The following is a 21,623-nucleotide window of genomic DNA, read 5'->3' as shown; positions in this document are numbered from 1 at the left end:
GTTTGCTAACGTTATCTTTATATTAATAAAGGATAATTATATATGTAAATTCAAAAATTTAATTGAAAAATGTCAATTTCAAATAAATATATTATATGCGTGATTTTTATGGATATCAAAGCACTGGAAGATAATTTAAAACCGAAAGGAACCGTTTCTATTATTGGTTGCGGAAGACTTGGAATCAGAATTGCAATGGATTTACTGGAAGTTCACAGGGGCGGATTTGAAAAGCTCCAGATTTTTGATGCGGCACGAATTGATCAAAATGATGTAGTGCACAGAAAACACGGTGCAAAACTTGGAGAATATAAGGTAAATTTTTTAAAAGAATTTTTCCCAGAAAGAATCGAAGCATTTTTTGAAGATATAACTGAAGAAAATATCGAAAAAATTACTGGAAATGTAGTTTTAATTGTTTTTGCAGGGGGGGATACTCTCCCAATTAGAAAAAAAATTGTAGAATACTGTAAAAACACTGGAAAAGTTGCAATTGGAACTAACGGGGTATTTGGATTCAATCCAATAATTAAAATTGGTGATGCAGTGTCTGAAAAAGGGCCTGTGGAATTTTTAAAAATGGAAACAAAAGGACATTTGGTAATTGGTACGGGTAAATTTATAAAAGATATGGAACCAATAACACCATACACTTTAGACGAGATGGCAAAACGCATCGTTATAGAATCTTTAAAAATTAAAAAAGAATTGATAAACTAAAATGTAATAAAAAAGTAAAAAATCAATTTAGAATCACGAATTTACATTTGGTGTTTTTATGGATATAATTGAGAGAATAAATAAACTGAAAAACGAAAAAAACGCAGTAATCTTGGCTCACAACTACCAGCCTGAAGAAATACAGAAAATTTCTGATATCATTGGAGATTCACTGGAACTATGCATTGCTGCAAGAGATACGGATGCAGATATAATTGTATTTTGTGGCGTGGATTTCATGGCAGAAACCGCAAAGGTACTAAACAGCGGAAAAAAGGTGCTGATTCCAGAAATTATTGAAACAGACTGCCCAATGGCACACCAGCTTCCACCCGAAGTTATACTCGATGCAAAGAAAAAACACCCCTATGCAAAAGTTATCATTTATGTAAATACGCTTGCATCTGCAAAGGCGCTGGCTGATGCAACATGTACTTCTGCAAATGCAGATTTGGTGGTAAATTCTTTCGAAGAAGACGAGATATTATTTGGTCCAGACAATAATTTAGGGTATTTTGTATCAAGAAGGTCAGATAAAAAAATTATTCCAATGCCAAAGGGGGGACACTGCTATGTTCATAAAATGTTTACATTAGATGATGCAAAAGCAGTAAAAGAAAATTATCCTAATGCAGAGCTTTTAATCCACCCTGAAAGTAACCCTGAATTGCAGGAAATTGCAGATCATGTAATGAGTACTGGTGGGATGGTAAAACACGTTTTAAATTCAAAATGTGATGAATTTATTATTGGAACAGAATGTGATATGATATCAAGACTTAAAATAGATCTTAAAAAGGCGGGAAAATCAAAGAAGTTGATCCCCTTAAGAAAAGATGCTTTATGCACTTCCATGAAGAACATAACTTTAGAAAAAATAGAAAAATGTCTTATGGATGAAAACTATGAAGTAAAACTTGACGAAAAAATAATTGAAGATGCAAGAAAAGCAATCGAGAGAATGCTTTCAATTTAAATTTTTTTATTTTATTCTTCTTTTACGTAGTATTTTACCATTCCTTCAGTTTCATCGAATATTTCGGCTTCGTAGTACTGTATGTCTCCATTAGTATCGATTTTTACGTATACATGTTCTATATTTTTATACTGTTCATCAGTCTGTGCAATTTTTAGATTTAGCGCTTGTGAAAAAGATTCTCCTTCTCTTGAGTATTCAAAAATTATATTCTGTCCTTCAACAGTATAACCTTGATACCCTACACCGCCTTGATTAAATGTTACCCCCAAATATACATACTTTTCGGGAGTATCTGGTCCAAAAGAGAAATATGCTGCAACCGCAAGAATTAATAGCATAATTACTGGAAGTATATATTTAGAACTCATTAATTCACCTTAACTCGTTTATGATGGATTTCATACTATTTATTACATAATCAACTTGAACATTTGTTAATCCATAAACACTCATCTTGAATTCTTTTGTAACCCCTCTTCTGATTCCACCAATTCCTCTTTTTTTAAGTTCTTCATAAAAGAAAAAGCCTCTTCTTTTATCTTTCTCCGCAATTTTATCTAAAATCGGAGTTTCAAATCGTATAATATCGTGGTTTCTTGGTTTTTCTCCAATCTGGTTAAATCCGAGTGGTTCAAGTTCATTGACAACTTTTCTTGTTTTTTCAACTTCTAAATCCCACTTTTTAACCCTTTCAATCAGGTGTTCAAAGCTTGCCATCAAACTCAAAATTGGAATTCCTCTGCTTGTGCATCCAAGCATCTGGAGTTCTTTTACGACATTTACTTTTGAAGTTTCAAGCACTTCATCTTCGTATTTTTTATTTATTGAAAGAAGGCCGCAAGGGCCTGAAGCAGCCATACTTTTATGACCTGACGCTGCAATAAAGTCAACATTTAATTTTTTCCCATCAATCGGCATTCTTCCAGCAGAATATGCACAATTTAATAAAAATGGGTATCCTTTAGATTTTGCAATTTTTCCGACCTTTTCAACATCTGCAACGTTTCCGTAGTTTCCATCAACGTGAGTTAAAAGGATTAATCCGATATTTTTTTTAGAATCTTCGAGCAAATCAATTTTTTCAGCGTAGCTTTCAGGAATTACTCTAAATGTCGGATATTCCTCAATTTCAGTTTTTTCGTAGTTTAATTTCGCCCTTTCAAGTGCTACATATGAAGTATAGTGCGCGTTTCCATCTAAAACTACGTAATCTCCTTCTTTACAGATGGAATTCATAACCGCGTATTTACTCTCTCTTGCACCGTGTGTAGGTCTAGTTATGTCCATTCCTAAAAATTTAGACATATCTTCTAAAAATTCGTTTATCGGGGGAGTTTCTATCTGGTCAAGTCTTCCAGAACAGTAATCGCAGACACTGTATCCATCCCAGTATTCGTATATTATTTTTTTAGCTTCAGTTGGAATTATTCCTCCCCTCTGTATCGGATTTAAATTAATCATTTCTCTTTCAAGATTTCTCGTAATATTTTTGTATTTGTCAGTATTTATATCCATAAAATCACCAGTTCTCGCGTAATTTGATTATTTAAACTTAAGGTCAAGTACAACCTTTTCAAACCCTATTTTTTTAAGTTCTGTGTCTATTCGTTCTATTGAATCATTATCTATTATTTTTGCTGATTCTTCTTTTGTTATCTCAATAATTGCAATATTTTCAAGGTATCGAACCCTTAAATAACTTTCAATATGGAAGTTTGATTTTATAAACTCTTCTGCTAAATTCGATTTATTCATATTTTCTTCTGAAATCGGGGGTGATAAAATACGGGTGGCCATACAGGTGTCTTTTTTTGGAATATCAATTTTTAAATAGTTTGATAATTCAAAAATATCGCTTTTACTGAATTTTAAATCCGATAGGGGGGAAATTATATTTTCTTCGTGAAAAGCTTTTATTCCAGGCCGGTCTTCAAAAGTATCGTTGTAAATTGTTCCATCAACGATAATATCATAATTGAATTCATTTTTTATTTTTCTAAGTTCTTCTGCAATTCTTTTTTTACAGTTATAACATCGATTTTTCAAGTCTTTTGAAGTAATCTCATCTAAATAATCTATTTTTATGGTTTTTTGAGGTATATTGTATTTTTTAGCACGGTTTTCCGCTTTTTTTATTATATTTTCAGAAAAAAATCCATTGTCAATCGTTACTGCAAGTGTTTTTGTATTATCGCTTGCAATTTTTGAAACGAGGGTGCTGTCAACACCTCCGGAATATGCAACGATTACTTTTTTATTGTTGAGAAACTCTTTTAAAGAAGTATACTTTTCAAGCAGACCTTTTTCCATGTTTATCATTGCTTAAAACCCATTTCATCAATCATTTTTAAATCAGACTGAATATTTTGTCCATTTGTAGTCAAATAATTACCAATCATTAATCCGTCAAGTACATAAAGAGAATACTTCTGCATATCTTTTAAAACATGTTCTCTTCCACCGCATAGCCGTATTACTTTTTTAGGAAGTGCAATTCTTGCAATGCAGATTGATTTTAGTGCATCAGTATGATTAATTTCAATAAACTCGCCTGAATTTATTTTATCGTAAATTCTAGTGCCACAAATTGGATTTAATAAATTTAGTGCAACGCTATCAACATCGAGCTTTTTTAAATCTAAAAGTAAGTCGACTCTATCTGCAACTGATTCACCCATTCCAAAAATTCCACCACTACACATTTCAAGTCCCATTTTTTTAGCCTCGAGGATTACTTTTATTTTGTCGATATAATCATGACTCGTACAGATATTTTTAAAGTAATTTTCAGAGGTTTCAAGGTTATTATGGATTCTTACGTTTTTTTCTTTTAACGCTTTTAATTTATCTTTATTTAAAAGCCCTAATGAAACACAGACCTTCAATTTCGTTTTATTTTGAATTTCTTCAATTGACTCAATAATATTTTCAAATTCTAAATCTGTAACTGATTTTCCACTAACAACGATTGAAAAGCGGTTTGAATATTTTTCAACCGATTTAGCATTTTTTAAAATTTCTTCTTTTGATTTTAATTCATAAGTATCTATTTTTGAACTGTTGTGTTTTGATTGGGAGCAGAATATGCAGTTTTCAGAACACACTCCTGATTTTGCATTCATAATCGAGCATAAATCGATTTTTTCTTTATTAAACAATTTTTTTAAACTGTATGAAATATCGAGCAAATTCTTTAAATCTAAATTCCATAAGTCGACTAAATCTTTTTTATTCAATTTTTCAGAAGCTGATTTTTCGTAAATTTCTAAAGAATCAGAATTTAATTCAATTTCCTTCAAAAGACCACCTTTGTGGTTTGTGGTTCCAAATGATTTTAAAAATAGTATTTGTTTTTACATTTTAAATTTAATGATCATCTATCTTCTTCAGATCCATCATATATTTCATCATTTGAATTGCCGTATTTTTCTTCATTTTCTTCTTCATATTCTTCGTTTAAAACGGCTGCCTGAACAGTTTCATTTGAGGGATCGGTATATTCGTTACATCCTGTAAGGATTATGCAAAAAATTATTGCAGAAATTAAAAAGATACCCTTGATCGCTTTTGAGTTCATGAGTTACACCAAAATATTACACTATACATTATGTTAAAACATTTCAAAAACATTTCCTAAACCTTCTTTTTTATCTGTCTTTATGAATTGGGGGATTTTTCCAATTTTTCCAGCGTGTTCCCCCATACACACAAAAACACCGTCAATTTTAGGGATGTTTTCAGCTTTTTCAAGACACTTATTTATTGCATCAACATTGTTTCCAACTGCAAAATTTCCAATTGACGTAGCAGCTGCATCAGCAATGCTTGCAGATTTTGAAAACACGGTAACAGAATCAGCATTTCCAAGGCTCACTGAATGTCCAACTGTTCCCGATGAAGTACAGATTCCATACCCATTTTTTATTTTTTCCTTTTTTAGCTTAAACCCCAAACTTCCAGAAAGTGACGAATTTCCCGCATAAAGCCCAACAGTAGTATCCATTTCGCATTTTAAGCAGATATCGCCACCATTTTCAGAAATTGCATTTTTGCAGTCATTTTCAATCAAGTTTTCAACAATTAACTGGCTGAAGGTTCCTGCAACTGCCGCCATTGGCCCAACATCCGCGTTAAACCCCGCTTCAGCCATTAATTTTACAATTTTTGGGGCGTTATCAAGTACTTCAACTGGCGAATAACTCGTTAAAAATATAGGATTTCTCAAAATATAATTTTCAAGGTTAAATCTTTCGTTGATAATTGTATTTTTAGCAATTTTGAAAAATTTTGGATTATCAACTTTTAAAAGAATGTTGGTCTCTTTAATGGATATTTTTTCTTGAAAAAATTTCATGGTTTTCCTTTTTTAAACTTAAAATAAATTAGTGCTGTTCTACCCAGTAAGAACCATCTTTTGAAAATTCTTTTTTCCATATCGGAACTTCTTCTTTTAAGCTGTCAATTAAGTATTCACAAGCTAAAAATGCTTCTTTTCTATGTTTTGCACCAACAACGATCAATACTATGTTATCGCCCACTTTTAACGTTCCAATCCTATGAATTACGGTAGCATCGATAATGTTAAACTTTTCAATCGCTCTATTTTTTAATTCTTCAAGGTTTTTTGAAGCCATTTGTTCGTAGCATTCAAATTCAATAAATTCGGCCTCTTTTTCAACACCTTTATCGTATCCTACGTTTCTAACAACGCCTACAAAGTTTACAAGACCGCCTATTTCAGGATGATCTTTAAAAAGTGCTTTAGTTTCTATATCTACATTAAAATCTTCTTCTGAAACTCTAATCATTTAAACCACCGCAAATTTTGCATTCAGGATTTTTTTTAATATTAAATGTGAAATAATCATTTGTTCGCATGTTTATCGAAAGCAATTTATTTTTCAAAGGCGCCCCTATTCCAGTTATTAATTTTATCGCTTCACTCGCCTGAATTGAACCAATTACTCCGGGAGTTACCCCAATAACTGGAAATGATTTATTTTCTTCATCATCTTTTAATTTAAAAATACATTCAATACATGGTGTTTCATCAGGAATTATCGTTGTAACCTGCCCGCGTAAGTCTTCAATTGCCCCGTGAACAAGAGGGATTTTGTATTTATTCGAAAAGCTGTTTAAAAGGTATCTCGCTTTAAAATTATCAAGACAGTCAATAATAACATCTGAATTTTCAATGTGGTCTTTTTTTAATTTTTCAGGATAGATTTCAATGTTTATATCTGAATTAAGGCTTTCTAACTTTTCTTTAGCAGAATTGACCTTTTGTATTCCAACATCTTTTTCAAAATGCAGTATTTGCCTGTTTAAATTTGAAAGTTCAACTTCCTGATAATCAATAAGTTTTAATGTTCCAACCCCTGCAGCGGCCAAATATTGCGAAACTACGGTTCCAAGTCCTCCAACACCAACGACAGTTACAGTTGAATCTAATAGTTTTTTTTGGCCATTTTCTCCAAAATCGTCCATCAAAATTTGTCTTTTGTATCTTTCAAAGCTCATGGTATCACAGTTATTTAAACAACTATGTCCTTTAAGTTATAATAATATTGATGGTATGATTTTGGAGTGTGCGAAAATGTCTAAAATGGTTACAAAAGTTAAAACGTATTCTTGGAGCGCAGAAAATGGCCTTTTAGAAAAAGAAGACACGATAGTAACTGAGGATTTTTATGAATTATACCTTGATGGAAAATTAATTGAAACAATGGTTGTATCTCCTGAAAATATTGAAGAATTGGGATTGGGGTATACAATTTCAGAAGGATATATCGCTCCTGAAAATTTTTCAAAAATTAAGATAGAAAATAAGAAAATATTTGTAGAAACAACGGACTCAAAAAACCAACTTACAAAAAACAAGGATGTAAATTTAAACTTAAGCACGATTAAAAAAATCATGGAAACAATGCCCACATTATCAGACACATGGAAGATAACGGGTGGGGTTCACTGGGCAGCACTCTTTGATTTTTCAGGAAACAAAATCATTTATTTTGAAGACATTGGAAGACACAATGCAGTAGATAAGGTAGTTGGATATGCCGTTTTAAATAATATTGATTTAAACAATTGTGTACTTGCATCAAGTGGAAGACAGCCTACTGCAATGGTTAAAAAAGCAGTAAATTCTAAAATTCCGGTAATTATTACGAAATCCCCGTCAACTGACAAAGGAGTAATTTTGGCAAAAGAAAATGACGTTTTATTAATTGGTTTTGCACGAATTGATCGTTTTACAGTTTACAACGGGGTAGAAAACATAGATTTTAAATCGTAAATATTTGTTTTTTAGTTATGTTAATTAATTTTAAACTTTTAAAGAAATGTGATTTTATGGATAATAATCTTGAATTTAGGCCCTGGACACAGAATAAACGGAATTTAATGCATTTAAATCAGTTAAAAGACGATATTTTAAATAATTTTGAAGAACTGAATTTAAAAGACGAAAAAATAGTTGTAATGCTCAGTGGCGGAAAAGATAGTGCTGTTGCACTCGCGATTGCAAAGGATCTTGGATTAAACGTTCATTTGTGTGTTCATTTTGTCCATAAATGGAGTTGGGATATTTCAACAAACGAAGCAAAAAAATTAGCAGATAGATTTAATGTACCGATAATATTTCCAGACATTACTGAAGAATTGGCCAAAAAAACGCAAGGTGCAAAAGGAAAAAGCATCTGCAGGATCTGTAAAACGATAATGAAAGCTAGAATGATAGATATTGCAAAAGAAGAAAATGCAAAAATAATAATGACTGGAGAAACTGCTCTTGAAAAAATTGCAGGTCCTGTCTTTCAATATATGCGTGAAAATAATTCGAAACTAAATAGAAAAGATGAATTCGAACTTTATAAAAAAATGGAACTTACAAAAGTTCCAAAAAGGTACAAAATTCATTTTTTCAGGCCATTAATTAGGGTTGGACATTTTGATGTGTTTAATCTTCAAAAACACTATAAAATAGATATAAAGCGTGTAAGTGAAGCAGGGAATAAAATCGGGTACTGGAGAGAAGGCTGCTGTCTTCAGTATTGTAGTCCAACTTGCGAATTAACAACTGAATTATTTGATGATTTATATGATCTAAATAAAAAAGCAACAGAAATTGCAAGAAAAAACGGATTTAGGGCATCAATTACCCTTCCAACAAAAGAAATAACCGTAATTCCAGAAGAAGAAAAATACCTTAAAAAAATTGAAGAAATTTTAAAAAAAGTTTAAATTTAATTTTATTTTTTATATTTTATTTTCTAAGCGTTGCAACAATCCTTTTTTCATTTAAAAGTAACTTTATCGCATCTTTTATATTATTAATAACAATATCTGATTTTAAAAGCGCATTAGTTGAAGCTCCTTCTTCCCCGATTATTAATATTCCAAGTTCACTTTTTTCAAGCATTAAACAGTCGTTATTCCCGTTTCCAATTCCAATATATGGCGAATATTTTTCAGCAGCATTTACTTTTTCTATTTCGTTTTTTATTTTATCAATGGCAATTGGAAGACCATTAAATTCCTTTTCTAAAGTTCCGTAAGTGTCTGCCGTAAGTACGACGATTTTATAAGTTTTTCCAAGTTTCTTTAAAAGTTCTTTTATTTCGGAGTTTACAATTCCATCAACTGCTAAAGTCCCGTTTAAATCAAAAACAACCGTTTTAGAAGTTATTTTACCGTAATTTGGAATATCAATAATAATACCACCTAAAAAAAGAAAATTAATTTAGCTAAGTTTTACGTATTCGTTGAATGCTTCTCTTGTAGTTCCAACAACAACTCTTTTGTAAGTTTCTTTTCCAGAAACTTCTTCTAATTTTCCCCGAACAATTATTTCTTCGCCATTATATGCAGATCCCGCATAAGTGTGGGTAAAAGATACTATTTCTTCAATTTCGGATGCAGAAACATCTGCGTTATTTTCATTGTTCAAAATTTCAACATTTTCAACTTTGTATACTGCAGGGTTGTCAAAAACAAACGAATCGTCTTTTACTTTTGCTTTAATCTGGATAAATCCTAAATTTTTATATTTCTTTTCCCCGTATTTTTCAGTTATTTCATTCCAGTCCCGTGTCGCAAGTAAATCAAACATAACGCCGTCAACAACACCTCTATTCAATTTTCTCGTTTCATGCCACACAAATTCGTCGTAAGTTAAAGTTCCATCTTTTATTCGTTTTGCATACGCTTTTTTCCAGAAATCTTCAGAAAGTGGGGATAAAACACCATCTTCAAATGTTTCTGAAAGAATTTCTCTTGCATTTTTGTGGTTTTTCATTCCATAAATTACAAAATCGATATCTGAATTTTCATTGTTTAGTTTTAAAACAGTAGATCCTGAAACCCCCATATTTTTATAGTCAAGCCCATAATCATGGAGAATATCTGCTAATTTCGCACATTTTATTTCGGCTTCCGTATTCTGCTCATTTAAAACGTCCTGCAACCTTTTTTGAGGACTTAAAATCTCTTTAATATTGGTTTTAGGAATTGCATGCAAGAGAACGTCATTTATAGTATCATAAAACAAATATTCTGGGTAATATTCTTTTAAAATTGCATAGGCTTTCGCGCTATCTGCTACTTTTATAAATCTCTGGCTGTCGAGTATCCTTATGTCACTTTCGTCGAGATCGTAGTCTTTTAAAATATGATTCCCTATTTTTTCAATATTTATATATCTTAAAAAGGAAATGAGGGCATTTTCGGGGTGATAATAAGTATTTACTGCAAAATAACCTTCATCGGTTTTTATAAAATCCCTAATACGTGTATCCATAGTTTCACTTTTTTAAATTTAAATATGGGTTTTTAATTAACCTTGTTTTAATCCGACTGCTGCACCTGCTGCAAATCCTCCGCCGAGTGACACAGAGTGAATTAATCCAACAGCTAAACTTCCATAAGACATAACTGCACCTTCAACGTTTCCAACAAGGCCAAACAATGCTTCAGTGTTTATGGAAATAACTCCCAAATTACTCAAATAAATTAAACTGAATACATAAAGGCCCATTAATGCAATAACTACTTTTATGGCCATTTTAATTCCCCATCCAACAACAAAACCCGTTATAAATCCAGTTCCGAGGTCTGGAACAAATTGCATTAGGTCCATGATCTATCCCTTTCTTCCGCTTTTATATATTAATATTTAATTCGTTAACTCATTTTTTATATCTTTTTATTTGGTTTTCAAAAATTAAAAGTTTTTTAAGATTTGGATTTAATATGCATGTTAAATACGCCGTTATTCAGATTTGTAATAGGAATTCCACCTTCCAATACGTATATTCCAATTAAAATATCTTCTTTTTCAATAATCGTACGATTTATAATATTTTTACTTGCAATGTCATTAGTATATTCCATAAAATATTTATTTTCGGGAAAATTTTCAGCAATTATCTCAGCTGAGCTGTATTCTTTTCCAATTTCAATAAATATTCCGTAATTTTCATCGTATATTATTATATCGTTGTAATTGAGAGGTATATTGTATTTAAGATCTGGCGTTCCAACAAAATTCGAATTTAAAAATATAAGGCCATTTCCTGATTTTGTATTTTCATTTACAAAAAGGCCCCCAAATCTCCAGAGTGGAGTTCTAACTGCCAATTTTGAGTAATTATTTTTATTAATATATGCTCCATCAAGTATTACAAAAAAATGGTCAGAAATCTGCTTTTCAGATATGTTATTTACTATTATTTTTAGCATATCGTTATTTACGTAGATAAATTCTGGATACGGGCTATTTTCAACGATTTCAACAGAACTGTAATCATTTCCAATGCATCCTGAAAATAAGGTTAAAACTACAAATAGCGCGACTATTTTTTTCAAAAGTATCCCTTCCTCAGTTTATAATGCAGACCAAAAGGTAAGAATAATCATTTTCAAGTAAATTCGATATTTTATCAGTAATTATTTTTTCATTATCATATGAAAGATTTTCAAGAACGGTTAATTCTTTTTCGCCAGAAATGCCATTTTCAATCAGGAATTTGAGGTCCTTTTTTAAATTGTTTGGTAAAAAAATCACTTTTTCACCATTTTTTACATAATTTAGCAATTTTTTTAGATTTTCTTCTTTTCCATGTAATGTAAGGATATTGTAATCTTCCCAAGAGATTTTGGCTTTTGCAGCAGCTATTTGAATTGAAGAAATTCCAGGGATCACTTCAAAATCTTCTTTTTCAATAAAATCAAATGAAAAAATGGTTTTTAAAAGGCCGCTGAAACAGGGGTCCCCTGTTGACAAAATAGAAACCTTTTTTTTAGAATTTGACTTTTTATAATTTGTTAAAAATTCGCAAAGTTCGTTTTTGAGGTTTACCGTAAGTTCTATTTTTTTTCCGTTAATTTCAAAGATATCAAGGGATCTTTTACTTCCCAAAACAAAATCTGAAGTTTTAATTGTATCAAATGCTTTTTCTGTAACATAGTTCCTGTTTCCAGGTCCAATTCCAACGATATAAATCATGATATCCTCATTTTTAATTTTCAAAAGAGTTTTTGCGAAACTATATTTAAAATGATATTTAATATAAGATTTAAAAACTATTAATCTTTCGAAAAAATTTTTCAGGAATATCATGGATTTTGAAAAGTACGATGTCGTAATTGTTGGTGGTGGGCCTTCTGGATTTATTACTGGGGAAAATATTAAAAATAGAAAAGTTCTCGTTTTGGAAGAACATCAGGAAATTGGAGTTCCACTCCAGTGTGCAGGGCTTTTGAGTAAAAATTGTATAAAAGAACTTGGAAATCCAAAGGGTTCAGTAAATAAAGTTAGGGGAGCGCATATTTATTCAAAAAACAGCTCTATTACTGTTGGAAATGAAGAGATTCGTGCAGAAGTCTTCGAACGAAAAGTAATGGATAAAGATATTGCAGTAAGGGCATCTAAAAATGTGGATGTACTGTTAAAATCATACGGGAAAATTAAAAATTCAAATTTACCCTCCGATCGAGATAACAACAGGCATAAATTGCAAATAATGCACATGGACGAAATTTTCGAGGTTTCTCCTGAGATAATTATCGGAGCTGATGGGATAAGGTCAACAATTGGAAGATCATTGAATATGCTTGATAAAAAAAGGGAAATAATTTCGGGAGTTCAGATTGAATTTGTAAATGCGAAAATTGATGATGATTTTGTTTACGTAATTTATGATAAAAGGTATTCTGAAAAGTTTTTCACGTGGTTAATTCCGCTTGGAAACGATAGGGTTAGGGTTGGAATGTGTGATTCAACTAATTCTTACAAAAAATTGCTGGATTTTATAGAAAATAACCAGATTGCAAAAGAAATTTTGAAAAATGCAACTCCGGTTGAATTTATCTGTGGTGCGATTCCAATCGGTTATTCAAAAACAGTAAAAAATAACGTAATGCTTGTTGGAGATTCCGCAGGCCAGGTAAAGCCATTAAGTGGGGGTGGACTTTACTATGGTGCAAAATGTGGAAAAATCTGTGCAGATACAATAAATCATTATTTTGAAGGAAATTACAATGTTGAATTTTTAAAAAATTATGAAAAAAACTGGAAACGCGAAATTTCATCTGAAATTGATAAGAATATCAAAATTAGAAAAATATTAAACATGTTAAATAACGATAAAATGGACAGGATTTTTGATTTTATTAATAAAAATAACCTTGTAGAATTTATAAATGAAAAAGGAGATATGGATAACCCATCAACAGTTGTTAGGCCGATTTTGGATCGAGTTATCTTTGGAAAATAGAAAATTAATAAAAATAGAATTGAAGTTATTAATCGTACCATTTATTTCTTAATTCGTATAGTGCTTCATCTTCTTCTAGTTCAAACAATGCATCATTTATTTGGTCCTGAAGCCCATTATTACCTTTTTTCACTGCAATTGCCCAGTAAATAATCGTAATCTTTTCAGAAATCATTCTAGCATCGAGATTATTCTTGTGGGCGTAGTAATCCATGTGTATTTGATCAGTAACTACTGCATCAAGGTTTCCGGATTCTACATCTGACATCAAACTGTCAACACTTTCATAAGGTTTGATATTTGCAGTAGTACTTCCTAAGTAGAAGTTTGCCCAGTCTTCAGTATAGGTATTTTTTATAACTGCAACGTTTTTTCCATTCAAATCTTTAATTTCGCGATAAGAACTGCTTTCAAAAACTGCAATTACCATGTATGTTTGTACATATGCCCTTGAAAAGTCCATTTTTTCCTTTCTTTCAGGTGAAATTGCCGTTGAAGGTATACAGTCAATTTCGCCATTCAAAAGTGCTTTTTGTGCACCTTCGTAACTGTAAATTTTGAATTCCGGTTTTAAACCCATTTTATATGCAATTTCCTTCATCAGGTCTATATCATATCCTTTTAATTCACCGTTTTCATAATACTCCAGTGGTGGCAGGGAAGGTGTGATTCCAATAGTCAATACACCCGGAGTTACTGTGTCAGAGTCCATACCATAAGAAGAGATACATCCTGAAAAAGAAGTTATTATCAATATAGATGCTATTATTACGGGGATTTCGGGGATTTTCATATTATCTCCATTATGGGTTGATAATAATGATATTTCTCTGCACTGTCCACATATATTAACTTTTAGCTGAGGTTATTGATCTAATTAACCAAAAATAATTAATTTTAGTATAATAGTAAGTTTAAACCATTACAATCGTAACGATTAATGGGTTATATTAAGCAAAATAATGGGATATTTAACGTATAATATATATTCTCAAATTAAAATTCAAAAATACTACATTTATATAATCAAATTTCCATAATTTATACTGTTTTTTTAATCCGTTAATGTCTGTAATGCATTTTAAAATTAAGGAGAAGATATACATGGGGTTTCTTGATTCAATTAAAGGAATATTTAGTAAATCACCAAAAATTCATTATGCGAAATCACAAAGTATTGATGTAATGGATTTAAATCCAAAGAGGGTAGGCCCAAATCAGAATATATTGCCATACTATACTGTTGCATCTGTTGAGCTTGGAAATACTACCACAAAAGCGATAATAACTGCAACAGAGATGGGCTCTGGAAAGACATACGTTGTATCAAAAGAAGTTAGAATGACGAGGGATGTTCGAACTCCCAAAAAAGGAGAAGAAGTTTTTGGACGAACCATATGGGACGTTGAATTAACAAAAGAAGCAGTTTCTGAAATGGTTCGAGATGTGTTAAAAGGGGCGATGGATAAAGCACATTTGAATGTAGATGACCTCCATTTTGTTGTTAGAAGTACAGGGGTTACTGCAGGTTTTGCATCACCTGAAGAAGTTGGTGTAATGATTGTATCTCTTGCAGAAGGATGCAGAATGGCGGGAATTCCAAATGGAAAGATGACTCCAATAATGACAAAAAAACAGCTTCCAGAAATACTTCAAGACTACACTTTAATTGAAAAATTGATTTTCGATGGGGCGGTAACAGGAGTAGTTCCGCCAACTGGAAAAGAAGTGGTTGCAAACGAAATGGAAGGGGAACTTGTAACCGCAGGATTAAAAATTGGAAGTAAATGGACTGGGGTGGACTACAGAAACCCTTGTATCAGTATTGATTTTGGAACAACCTTGGCAGGAAGGATTACAAACAATGGGGAGCCTTATGCAAAAGTTATTGGAAATCTCTGTGGGCTTGCAGGTGCAGTTTCAGATGCGGTTGTTCGTGGAACTGATTTGGTAAGTAAAAGGGGCGGTGCGGTTTTAGATATTCACGCTGAAAAAGGAAGTCCAAATAAGGAACTTGCGGAAAAATATGCAAAAGAAATCCACGAGCACGTAATTATAAAAGAAGTTCCAAAAGGAATGGAACGATTTGGAACTGTTCCAGTAAACCCTGAAAGTGCGGAAAAAGCAGGAACGTTTTTAATAGGTTGCGATGTCGGTGAAAATGGAAGCGATATTCCAGAACTTGAAAAAATCGGTGCAAAAATTTTAAAAGAGTCAAATCTTCCAACTATGATGTACACCTTAGACATAGTTTCTGCAAAAATCACTCAAAGATTGATAAAAATTGCACATGAAGAAGGAATTATAAGTGGGGCTACTGCAATAGGAATTACTGGAAGGGCAGGAATTACCGGCCAAAAGCCAAAATTGATAATTGAAATGCTTTCAGAGCTTGGAATATGGGACAATGTTTCAGAAAACATAATTTTCGTTGAAGATGGACTCGCCCTTGGTGCAAGTGTTATGGCAAGATGTATGAACTGTCTTGGAACGCCAAATGTGCCAATCGGCGGAAAAAGAAACGGTCCATGCATATTGGCTCAGAGGATAAAACGACAAAAAGAAATGGGAATGATAAAATAAGTTTAAATTAAAAATAATCAAAAATTTCTATTTTTTTAAGTTTTAAAAAAAGAAAATATTAAAATTTATTTTAAAAGATATTAATCCATAATACCTTTTTCTGTAATTCTAAAAACTGCTTCTGAATCTGGTAAGTGTGGGGAGTCGTATAATTTTGCAACTCTTTTATCTCCTTTTGATTTTCTTAAGAAGAATCTAAATGTTGCAGCGTGTCCAACAACGTGTCCACCGATAGCCTGTTCAGCAACACCAAAGAATGCATCTGGTTTTGCAGCAACCTGGTTTGTAACCAAAACAATGCAGTTGTATAAATCTGCAAGTTTGTTTAGTGTAGCCATGTGTCTACCTAATTTTTGCTGTCTTTCAGCTAATTTACCTCTTCCTGTAAATTCATTCCTGAAAGTGCTTGTAAGGGAGTCGATAATTACTAATTTAATGTTATTTCCGCCTTTAATCAAGTCTTCGATTTTTTCAGCAAATAACATCTGCATGTCTGAGTTGTATGCTCTTGCAACAAATGTGTTGTCTAAAACAAGCTGACCGTCAATTCCAAGTCCTTCAGCCATTTGAACAACTCTTTCAGGTCTGAATGTACCTTCAGTATCAATATAAACTGCTTTTGGATGTTCAAGTTCTTCTTCAACTACCCCTTCTAAATCAGCATATATTTTTCCAGCAATCTGTAAATTTACACATGATTGGTGCATGATTTGCGTTTTACCGCTTCCGTACATACCTGCAAATTCAGTTACTGACTGACTTTCGAGTCCTCCTGCAAGAACAGTATCTAATTCTTTACTGCCTGTTGAAAGTCTCCAAACACTCTGTCTCTGTCTTAATAATTCAACACCGCTTTTAAATCCAAGGTCGCACAAGTCTCTTGCAGCCATAATCATTTTAGCAGCAGCTTTTTCACTGATTCCTTCAATGTCGGTTAATTCACCAATTGTTGCTGTTGCAATTTTCATAAAATCGAGGTATCCTGCTTCAATTAATTTTTCCGCAGTTGATGGGCCTACTCCCGGCAATTCAGTCAAAACGTCAGCCATAACTTCACCTTTTTGTTAGATATGATGAGAATAATAAAATGTGTATAGAAATACCGTAATTGTTACTATTTAAAAATTAAGCCAATATATAAGTAGCTAAAATCAGTATTTATAACTTGTTAATCAAAATAATAATTAATGTGAAAAAATGATCCAAGACAGTGAATTTTTTAGAATGGAAGGGGTTCCGATAACTAAGGAAGAAATTAGGGCTGTGAGTATCGGTAAATTAAATTTGAATCCCGAAGATATTGTTTTAGATATTGGTTGCGGTAGCGGCGGCATGAGTGTGGAGATATCAAAACGCTCAAAATTTGTTTATGCGATCGATAACAGCGAAGACGCAAAAAATACGACAGTAACTAACTTAAAAAAGTTTAAAATAGAAAATTGTGAAGTATTTCTTGGAGATGCAAAAGATTTAATTTCAGAATTTGATTTTAACAAGGTATTTATTGGCGGAACGCAAAATATCGAACAAATTTTGGAAATTTTAAAAGAAAAGAAAATTGAGAAAGTGGTTGCAAACACAATCGTTCTTGAAAACAGTGTAAAAATAATTAGTAAATTTGAAGAACTCAGATACAACGTGGATTTTGTAAATGTATCTGTGTCTTACGGAAAAAAAATTAATTCCGGGCACATAATGCTTTCAAAAAACCCGATAACTATCATAACTGCTACTTTAAAATAGAATTTATTAATCTCTTTTAGATATATTTAATAAATATAAAATAGAAACATAATATTACTCAAGAATTCACGCTTTAACTTTATTTTGGGGGATTTAATGAAAAACACTGCTTATTTTAGCATGGAGTTTGCAATCGATCAGTCTTTAAAGACGTATGCAGGAGGACTCGGGTTTTTAGCAGGATCCCATTTTAGAGCAGCAAAAAGACTAAATGTACCGCTAGTTGGCGTTTCCATGCTATGGAGCTACGGATACTACGACCAAGTACGGGATCGTGAAGGTCGTATGAAAGTTGAAAATATAAGGAAATACTACGATTTTTTAACAGATATTGATTTAAAAGTTCCAGTGGTAATAAACGGAACAAATATATGGGTTAAAGCGTACAAATTAGAAGAAAATACGTTTAATACATGTCCAATCTATTTTTTAACTACTGATATTCCAGAAAATGATCATTTATCGAGAACTATTTCTTACGGACTATATGATGGGAATAATTTAACCCACATCGCTCAAGAAATCGTTCTGGGAATCGGAGGATACAAAGTCATTCGAGAATGTGAAAATGTAAAACTTTTTCATATCAACGAAGCTCATTCTCTACCAATTGCATTTAAAATGCTCGAAGACTACGGAATTGATTATGTAAAAGAGCATCTTTTATTTACAACGCACACCCCAATTCCTGCTGGAAATGAAACACAGGATATAAATCTTTTAAAAAGCATGGGATTTTTTGGAAGTATCGATACGAAAACTGCTGAAAAATATGGTGGAAATCCATTTAATTTAACAGTCGCAGCTTTAAGAATGTGCAAACGATCAAATGCAGTTTCAGAACTTCACAGGGAAACTTCGGAAAAAATGTGGGCATGGGTGACTAATCGAGAGCCTATAATAAACATTACAAATGCACAGGATAAATATTACTGGCAAGATACTCAAATAAAGGAAGCTGCGGAAAAAAAAGATATAAAAATGCTCCGTGAACGTAAACTGGAATTAAAAAAGCAGCTTTTTGAAGAAGTAGCTGATCAAACGGGAAGTCTCTTTGATCCAAATATTTTAACTGTTGTGTGGGCAAGAAGATTTGCAGACTACAAAAGACCTTCATTTTTACTTCGAGACGAAAAAAGGTTTAAAAATTTATTGAAAACTGGAAAAATTCAGATACTCTGGGCCGGAAAACCGCACCCTGCAGATGCAAATGCGCAGATTACATTTAACTGGATAGTTTCAAAAACGAGGGAACTTAAAAATGTTTCAGTTTTGACTGGATATGAACTGAAACTCAGTAAACTTTTAAAACAGGGGTCTGATGTATGGTTAAACACCCCAAGAAGACCAAATGAGGCATCCGGAACTTCTGGAATGACTGCATCAATGAATGCATCGATACACATGAGTACAATGGATGGATGGCATGTTGAATGGGCAAAAGCTTATCCTGAGGACAGTTTTACTATCGGAGACGGGGTGAATCTCGATGAAAATTACGAAGCAAATGAAATGTACAAGTATCTTGAAGAAGCGATAAAGATTTACGATACTGACAAATGGTGGGAAAAGGCTGCAAATGCCGTAAACCACGTTGTAGAATATTTTGATGCTGAAAGAATGATAATAGAGTATGATAAAAAACTTTACAGTGATTAAAATCATTTAAATTTAATTTTAAATATGAAAACAGCTTTTTTTGTATTTTTGCCACCAATAAATACTTATAAATAAAAGGTGGCACCTTATTAGATTTTCAAACTATTTTCAAGTTATGTGGTAATCATGGATTTTTACGAATTTAAAGAATATTCTAAAGAAAAATTTCCTTATCATGGAATGCGGTCCCAGCAAGAAGTTTTAATGGGAAAAATTTACGAATGTGTAACCAATAAGAAAAACCTTGTAGTTGAAGCTCCAACGGGAGTTGGAAAGACATTATCATACTTAATTCCTGCATTGTACTTTGCAGAACGTGGAAAAAGGGTAATGATTCTTACGGAAACGATTGACCAGCAAGAAAGAATCGTAGAAGATTTGAATTCATTAAAACACAATTTAAAAGTATCTTTCATGATGGGGAAGGGAAACTTTTTCTGTAAATCAAAAGGGGAAAAAGCAAACACACTGTACTGCCAATTAAATAAAGGATGTATTTACAGGCCAAACAAAAAACCGGTCTGTGTTTGTGGTACAAAAAAGGAAAAGATTGAATTTGATGGAAATATAAAATTTTACTGTCCGCTTTGTATGTGTGATTATCAAAAAGCAAAGATCGAATGCTTTGATGCAAACATAATCGTGATGAACAACACTATTTACTATTATTTAAAAGACGAAATCGACAAAAAGAAACAAACTGACATTGTAATCTGTGACGAGGCCCACAAACTTGAGGGAAGTATTAGGAATGCGGCAACAATTGTAATAAATCCAAAATATGCTTTAAGAAGACTTAGATTTATGGCATACCACTACTCAAATTCAAGGTTGAGGGTGCATATGGATAGAGTATCTGAGGAAGAAGACGAGATTTTCTGGACAATTGTTCAAGATTACGTTGTAAAAAATGCGGCTGGAAAAGATTGTAAAAATTCGCTGGTATTTGATGGATTTAAGATTACTTCATTTGGATTAAAAGAAGATGTAGCAATTTTAGGAACTCTTCTTGAAGGATACAACGATATAGTTAAAATTAAGGAAAAAATCGAAGATTTAAATGAAAACGAAGAACTTGACAAAAAAGATTTGAAATTTAAAATTGATAACAAGGGTTTGATCCCACTAGAACTTCAATTTATTGCAGATAGGAGAATTTCAGACGTTCCACTCGTTGAATTTTTGGAAAATTTGGGTAATCTTAGAAATATTACTGGAAATTTTGTCGTGTATAAAAACAACGGATCGATTCTCTGTGAACCTGTGCTCGTTTCAAATTATTTAAATAAACTTTACGGGGATGCATCAGTAGTTCACTGTTCGGCAACACTTGGAGATTTAAATATTCACGCAATAAAGACTGGTATGGGAAAAAGTGAAACGCTGCTTCTTGACAGCCCCTTTTCAAAAGATAGGCGAAATATAATTTCACTCTCAGACGGGGAAGATATGAAATTTAATTCAACGGATTTCCAATCAAACAATAAAAAACGAAATAAAGCAAATGAAAATCTGTTTAAAATGGTAAAAGCTGCAAAAGGAAACACTTTGATACTTTTTAAAAGTTTTGGGGATTTAAAAACTGCTCACGAATATTTTTTGGATGCAGGATATCGTGGAAACATATACTGCTATGAATCAGGAATGGACGGAAAAGCTGCAAAAAAACTAAAAGAAGACTTTCAAAAATACGGCGGACTCCTTTTAGCAACGGGAAGATTTGCAGAAGGTGTAGATATCCCCGGTGATGCATTAACATGTGTTATAATCGATAGTTTACCGTTTCCAGTTCCAACACCGCTTTTAAAAAGAGAACAAACACTTCTCGAAGAACGATTGAAGTCGAGAAAAGTTAAAGATGCCCACTGGAGTGCATTTTTAATGACGTCGTTTCATATAATGGCAAGAACCGTAATACAGATGATTGGACGATTAATCAGAACTGAAACGGATTATGGTGTTGTAATTATACAGGATAAACGATTCAATGAATGGGTGGGTTCAGAAATGTTAAAAAGAAAATATCTAAAAGATAAATTTTTACCAATGTCTGTCGATACCGCTGAAGAATACATTCCAAAATTCATGAAAAAGATGAAAGAAGATAATTTGAAAAACAGTTCTTTTTTTAAATAATTTTTTTATTACATTCAAAAAATTAT

24 protein-coding genes are annotated in these 21,623 nt (G+C 32.3%); 9 read left to right on the top strand and 15 right to left on the bottom strand.

Annotated elements, in window-relative coordinates; translation table 11 throughout:
• Nucleotides 1-108 precede the first annotated feature (108 nt).
• Entirely contained in the window at nucleotides 109-720 is a 612-nt protein-coding gene (locus HNP90_RS00345) for a ThiF family adenylyltransferase (RefSeq protein WP_011976890.1), read from the top strand.
• A gap of 58 nt (nucleotides 721-778) precedes the next feature.
• The gene (nadA, locus tag HNP90_RS00340) at nucleotides 779-1,696 is read left to right on the top strand and encodes a quinolinate synthase NadA (protein ID WP_011976889.1); all 918 of its coding nucleotides are present in this window, start codon (nucleotides 779-781) and stop codon (nucleotides 1,694-1,696) included.
• Nucleotides 1,697-1,707: 11 nt separating this feature from the next.
• Here the strand turns inward: nadA and HNP90_RS00335 are convergent, their stop codons facing one another.
• The 8 genes from HNP90_RS00335 to HNP90_RS00300 all read right to left on the bottom strand — a co-directional run bounded on the left by HNP90_RS00335 (nucleotide 1,708) and on the right by HNP90_RS00300 (nucleotide 7,219).
• Entirely contained in the window at nucleotides 1,708-2,067 is a 360-nt protein-coding gene (locus tag HNP90_RS00335) for a hypothetical protein (RefSeq protein ID WP_011976888.1), read from the bottom strand.
• A 4-nt stretch (nucleotides 2,068-2,071) separates the two neighbouring features.
• Nucleotides 2,072-3,214: an O-phospho-L-seryl-tRNA:Cys-tRNA synthase gene (gene pscS, locus HNP90_RS00330; protein ID WP_011976887.1), complete on the bottom strand. Its 1,143-nt coding sequence runs from the start codon at nucleotides 3,212-3,214 to the stop codon at nucleotides 2,072-2,074.
• Nucleotides 3,215-3,241: 27 nt separating this feature from the next.
• A complete protein-coding gene (larE, locus tag HNP90_RS00325; RefSeq protein WP_011976886.1) occupies nucleotides 3,242-4,018 on the bottom strand; it encodes an ATP-dependent sacrificial sulfur transferase LarE in 777 nt (258 codons plus the stop codon).
• Complete coding sequence (gene bioB / locus HNP90_RS00320) at nucleotides 4,015-4,998, bottom strand: biotin synthase BioB (protein WP_011976885.1); 984 nt, start codon at nucleotides 4,996-4,998, stop codon at nucleotides 4,015-4,017. The genes larE and bioB overlap by 4 nt, the downstream gene beginning before the upstream one ends.
• Nucleotides 4,999-5,072: 74 nt before the next feature.
• A complete protein-coding gene (locus HNP90_RS00315; protein ID WP_011976884.1) occupies nucleotides 5,073-5,276 on the bottom strand; it encodes a hypothetical protein in 204 nt (67 codons plus the stop codon).
• Between the two features lie 33 nt (nucleotides 5,277-5,309).
• On the bottom strand, nucleotides 5,310-6,053 hold the full coding sequence (locus HNP90_RS00310) for a UPF0280 family protein (protein WP_011976883.1): 744 nt from the start codon (nucleotides 6,051-6,053) through the stop codon (nucleotides 5,310-5,312).
• Between the two features lie 28 nt (nucleotides 6,054-6,081).
• The gene (locus HNP90_RS00305; RefSeq protein ID WP_011976882.1) at nucleotides 6,082-6,507 is read right to left on the bottom strand and encodes a molybdenum cofactor biosynthesis protein MoaE; all 426 of its coding nucleotides are present in this window, start codon (nucleotides 6,505-6,507) and stop codon (nucleotides 6,082-6,084) included.
• Nucleotides 6,500-7,219: a HesA/MoeB/ThiF family protein gene (locus HNP90_RS00300; protein ID WP_011976881.1), complete on the bottom strand. Its 720-nt coding sequence runs from the start codon at nucleotides 7,217-7,219 to the stop codon at nucleotides 6,500-6,502. The genes HNP90_RS00305 and HNP90_RS00300 overlap by 8 nt, the downstream gene beginning before the upstream one ends.
• A gap of 76 nt (nucleotides 7,220-7,295) precedes the next feature.
• On the opposite strand from HNP90_RS00300, the gene HNP90_RS00295 reads away from it, so the two are divergent.
• The gene (locus tag HNP90_RS00295) at nucleotides 7,296-7,997 is read left to right on the top strand and encodes a formate dehydrogenase accessory sulfurtransferase FdhD (RefSeq protein WP_011976880.1); all 702 of its coding nucleotides are present in this window, start codon (nucleotides 7,296-7,298) and stop codon (nucleotides 7,995-7,997) included.
• A gap of 56 nt (nucleotides 7,998-8,053) precedes the next feature.
• Nucleotides 8,054-8,944: a phosphoadenosine phosphosulfate reductase domain-containing protein gene (locus HNP90_RS00290; protein WP_011976879.1), complete on the top strand. Its 891-nt coding sequence runs from the start codon at nucleotides 8,054-8,056 to the stop codon at nucleotides 8,942-8,944.
• A 22-nt stretch (nucleotides 8,945-8,966) separates the two neighbouring features.
• On the opposite strand, the gene HNP90_RS09485 is transcribed toward HNP90_RS00290, so the two are convergent.
• The 5 genes from HNP90_RS09485 to HNP90_RS00265 form a co-directional block, all read right to left on the bottom strand.
• Nucleotides 8,967-9,416, bottom strand: a complete 450-nt coding sequence (locus HNP90_RS09485) for an HAD family hydrolase (RefSeq protein ID WP_011976878.1) — start codon at nucleotides 9,414-9,416, stop codon at nucleotides 8,967-8,969.
• Nucleotides 9,417-9,443: 27 nt separating this feature from the next.
• On the bottom strand, nucleotides 9,444-10,499 hold the full coding sequence (locus HNP90_RS00280) for a nucleotidyltransferase domain-containing protein (RefSeq protein WP_011976877.1): 1,056 nt from the start codon (nucleotides 10,497-10,499) through the stop codon (nucleotides 9,444-9,446).
• A 36-nt stretch (nucleotides 10,500-10,535) separates the two neighbouring features.
• Nucleotides 10,536-10,838 carry an FUN14 domain-containing protein gene (locus tag HNP90_RS00275; RefSeq protein WP_011976876.1) on the bottom strand — a complete coding sequence of 101 codons (303 nt, stop codon included), beginning with the start codon at nucleotides 10,836-10,838 and terminating at the stop codon, nucleotides 10,536-10,538.
• A 95-nt stretch (nucleotides 10,839-10,933) separates the two neighbouring features.
• A complete protein-coding gene (locus HNP90_RS00270; protein WP_011976875.1) occupies nucleotides 10,934-11,566 on the bottom strand; it encodes a hypothetical protein in 633 nt (210 codons plus the stop codon).
• Nucleotides 11,567-11,579: 13 nt separating this feature from the next.
• Entirely contained in the window at nucleotides 11,580-12,320 is a 741-nt protein-coding gene (locus tag HNP90_RS00265) for a cobalt-precorrin-7 (C(5))-methyltransferase (protein WP_081430732.1), read from the bottom strand.
• Between HNP90_RS00265 and HNP90_RS00260 the strand changes: the two genes are divergently transcribed.
• Complete coding sequence (locus HNP90_RS00260; RefSeq protein ID WP_011976873.1) at nucleotides 12,319-13,476, top strand: geranylgeranyl reductase family protein; 1,158 nt, start codon at nucleotides 12,319-12,321, stop codon at nucleotides 13,474-13,476. The genes HNP90_RS00265 and HNP90_RS00260 overlap by 2 nt on opposite strands.
• A gap of 28 nt (nucleotides 13,477-13,504) precedes the next feature.
• Here HNP90_RS00260 and HNP90_RS00255 read toward each other — a convergent pair whose 3' ends face one another.
• Nucleotides 13,505-14,269, bottom strand: coding sequence for an ABC transporter substrate-binding protein (locus tag HNP90_RS00255; RefSeq protein ID WP_011976872.1), 765 nt, complete (start codon nucleotides 14,267-14,269; stop codon nucleotides 13,505-13,507).
• A gap of 311 nt (nucleotides 14,270-14,580) precedes the next feature.
• On the opposite strand from HNP90_RS00255, the gene HNP90_RS00250 reads away from it, so the two are divergent.
• On the top strand, nucleotides 14,581-16,059 hold the full coding sequence (locus HNP90_RS00250; RefSeq protein ID WP_011976871.1) for a methanogenesis marker 14 protein: 1,479 nt from the start codon (nucleotides 14,581-14,583) through the stop codon (nucleotides 16,057-16,059).
• 80 nt (nucleotides 16,060-16,139) lie between these two features.
• Here HNP90_RS00250 and radA read toward each other — a convergent pair whose 3' ends face one another.
• Entirely contained in the window at nucleotides 16,140-17,108 is a 969-nt protein-coding gene (gene radA, locus HNP90_RS00245; RefSeq protein ID WP_011976870.1) for a DNA repair and recombination protein RadA, read from the bottom strand.
• Nucleotides 17,109-17,256: 148 nt separating this feature from the next.
• Between radA and cbiT the strand changes: the two genes are divergently transcribed.
• The 3 genes from cbiT to HNP90_RS00230 all read left to right on the top strand — a co-directional run bounded on the left by cbiT (nucleotide 17,257) and on the right by HNP90_RS00230 (nucleotide 21,597).
• Nucleotides 17,257-17,802, top strand: coding sequence for a precorrin-6Y C5,15-methyltransferase (decarboxylating) subunit CbiT (gene cbiT, locus HNP90_RS00240; RefSeq protein ID WP_011976869.1), 546 nt, complete (start codon nucleotides 17,257-17,259; stop codon nucleotides 17,800-17,802).
• 96 nt (nucleotides 17,803-17,898) lie between these two features.
• Entirely contained in the window at nucleotides 17,899-19,461 is a 1,563-nt protein-coding gene (gene glgP, locus HNP90_RS00235) for an alpha-glucan family phosphorylase (protein ID WP_011976868.1), read from the top strand.
• A gap of 126 nt (nucleotides 19,462-19,587) precedes the next feature.
• Nucleotides 19,588-21,597, top strand: coding sequence for an ATP-dependent DNA helicase (locus tag HNP90_RS00230; RefSeq protein WP_011976867.1), 2,010 nt, complete (start codon nucleotides 19,588-19,590; stop codon nucleotides 21,595-21,597).
• The last annotated feature ends 26 nt before the right edge of the window (nucleotides 21,598-21,623 follow it).

Origin of the sequence: Methanococcus maripaludis (assembly GCF_013760955.1) — an archaeon.
GTDB lineage: Archaea > AGJL01 > Methanococci > Methanococcales > Methanococcaceae > Methanococcus > Methanococcus maripaludis_A.
The sequence above is the reverse complement of the archived record's forward strand: the minus strand, read 5'-3'. Positions and strand labels throughout refer to the sequence as shown.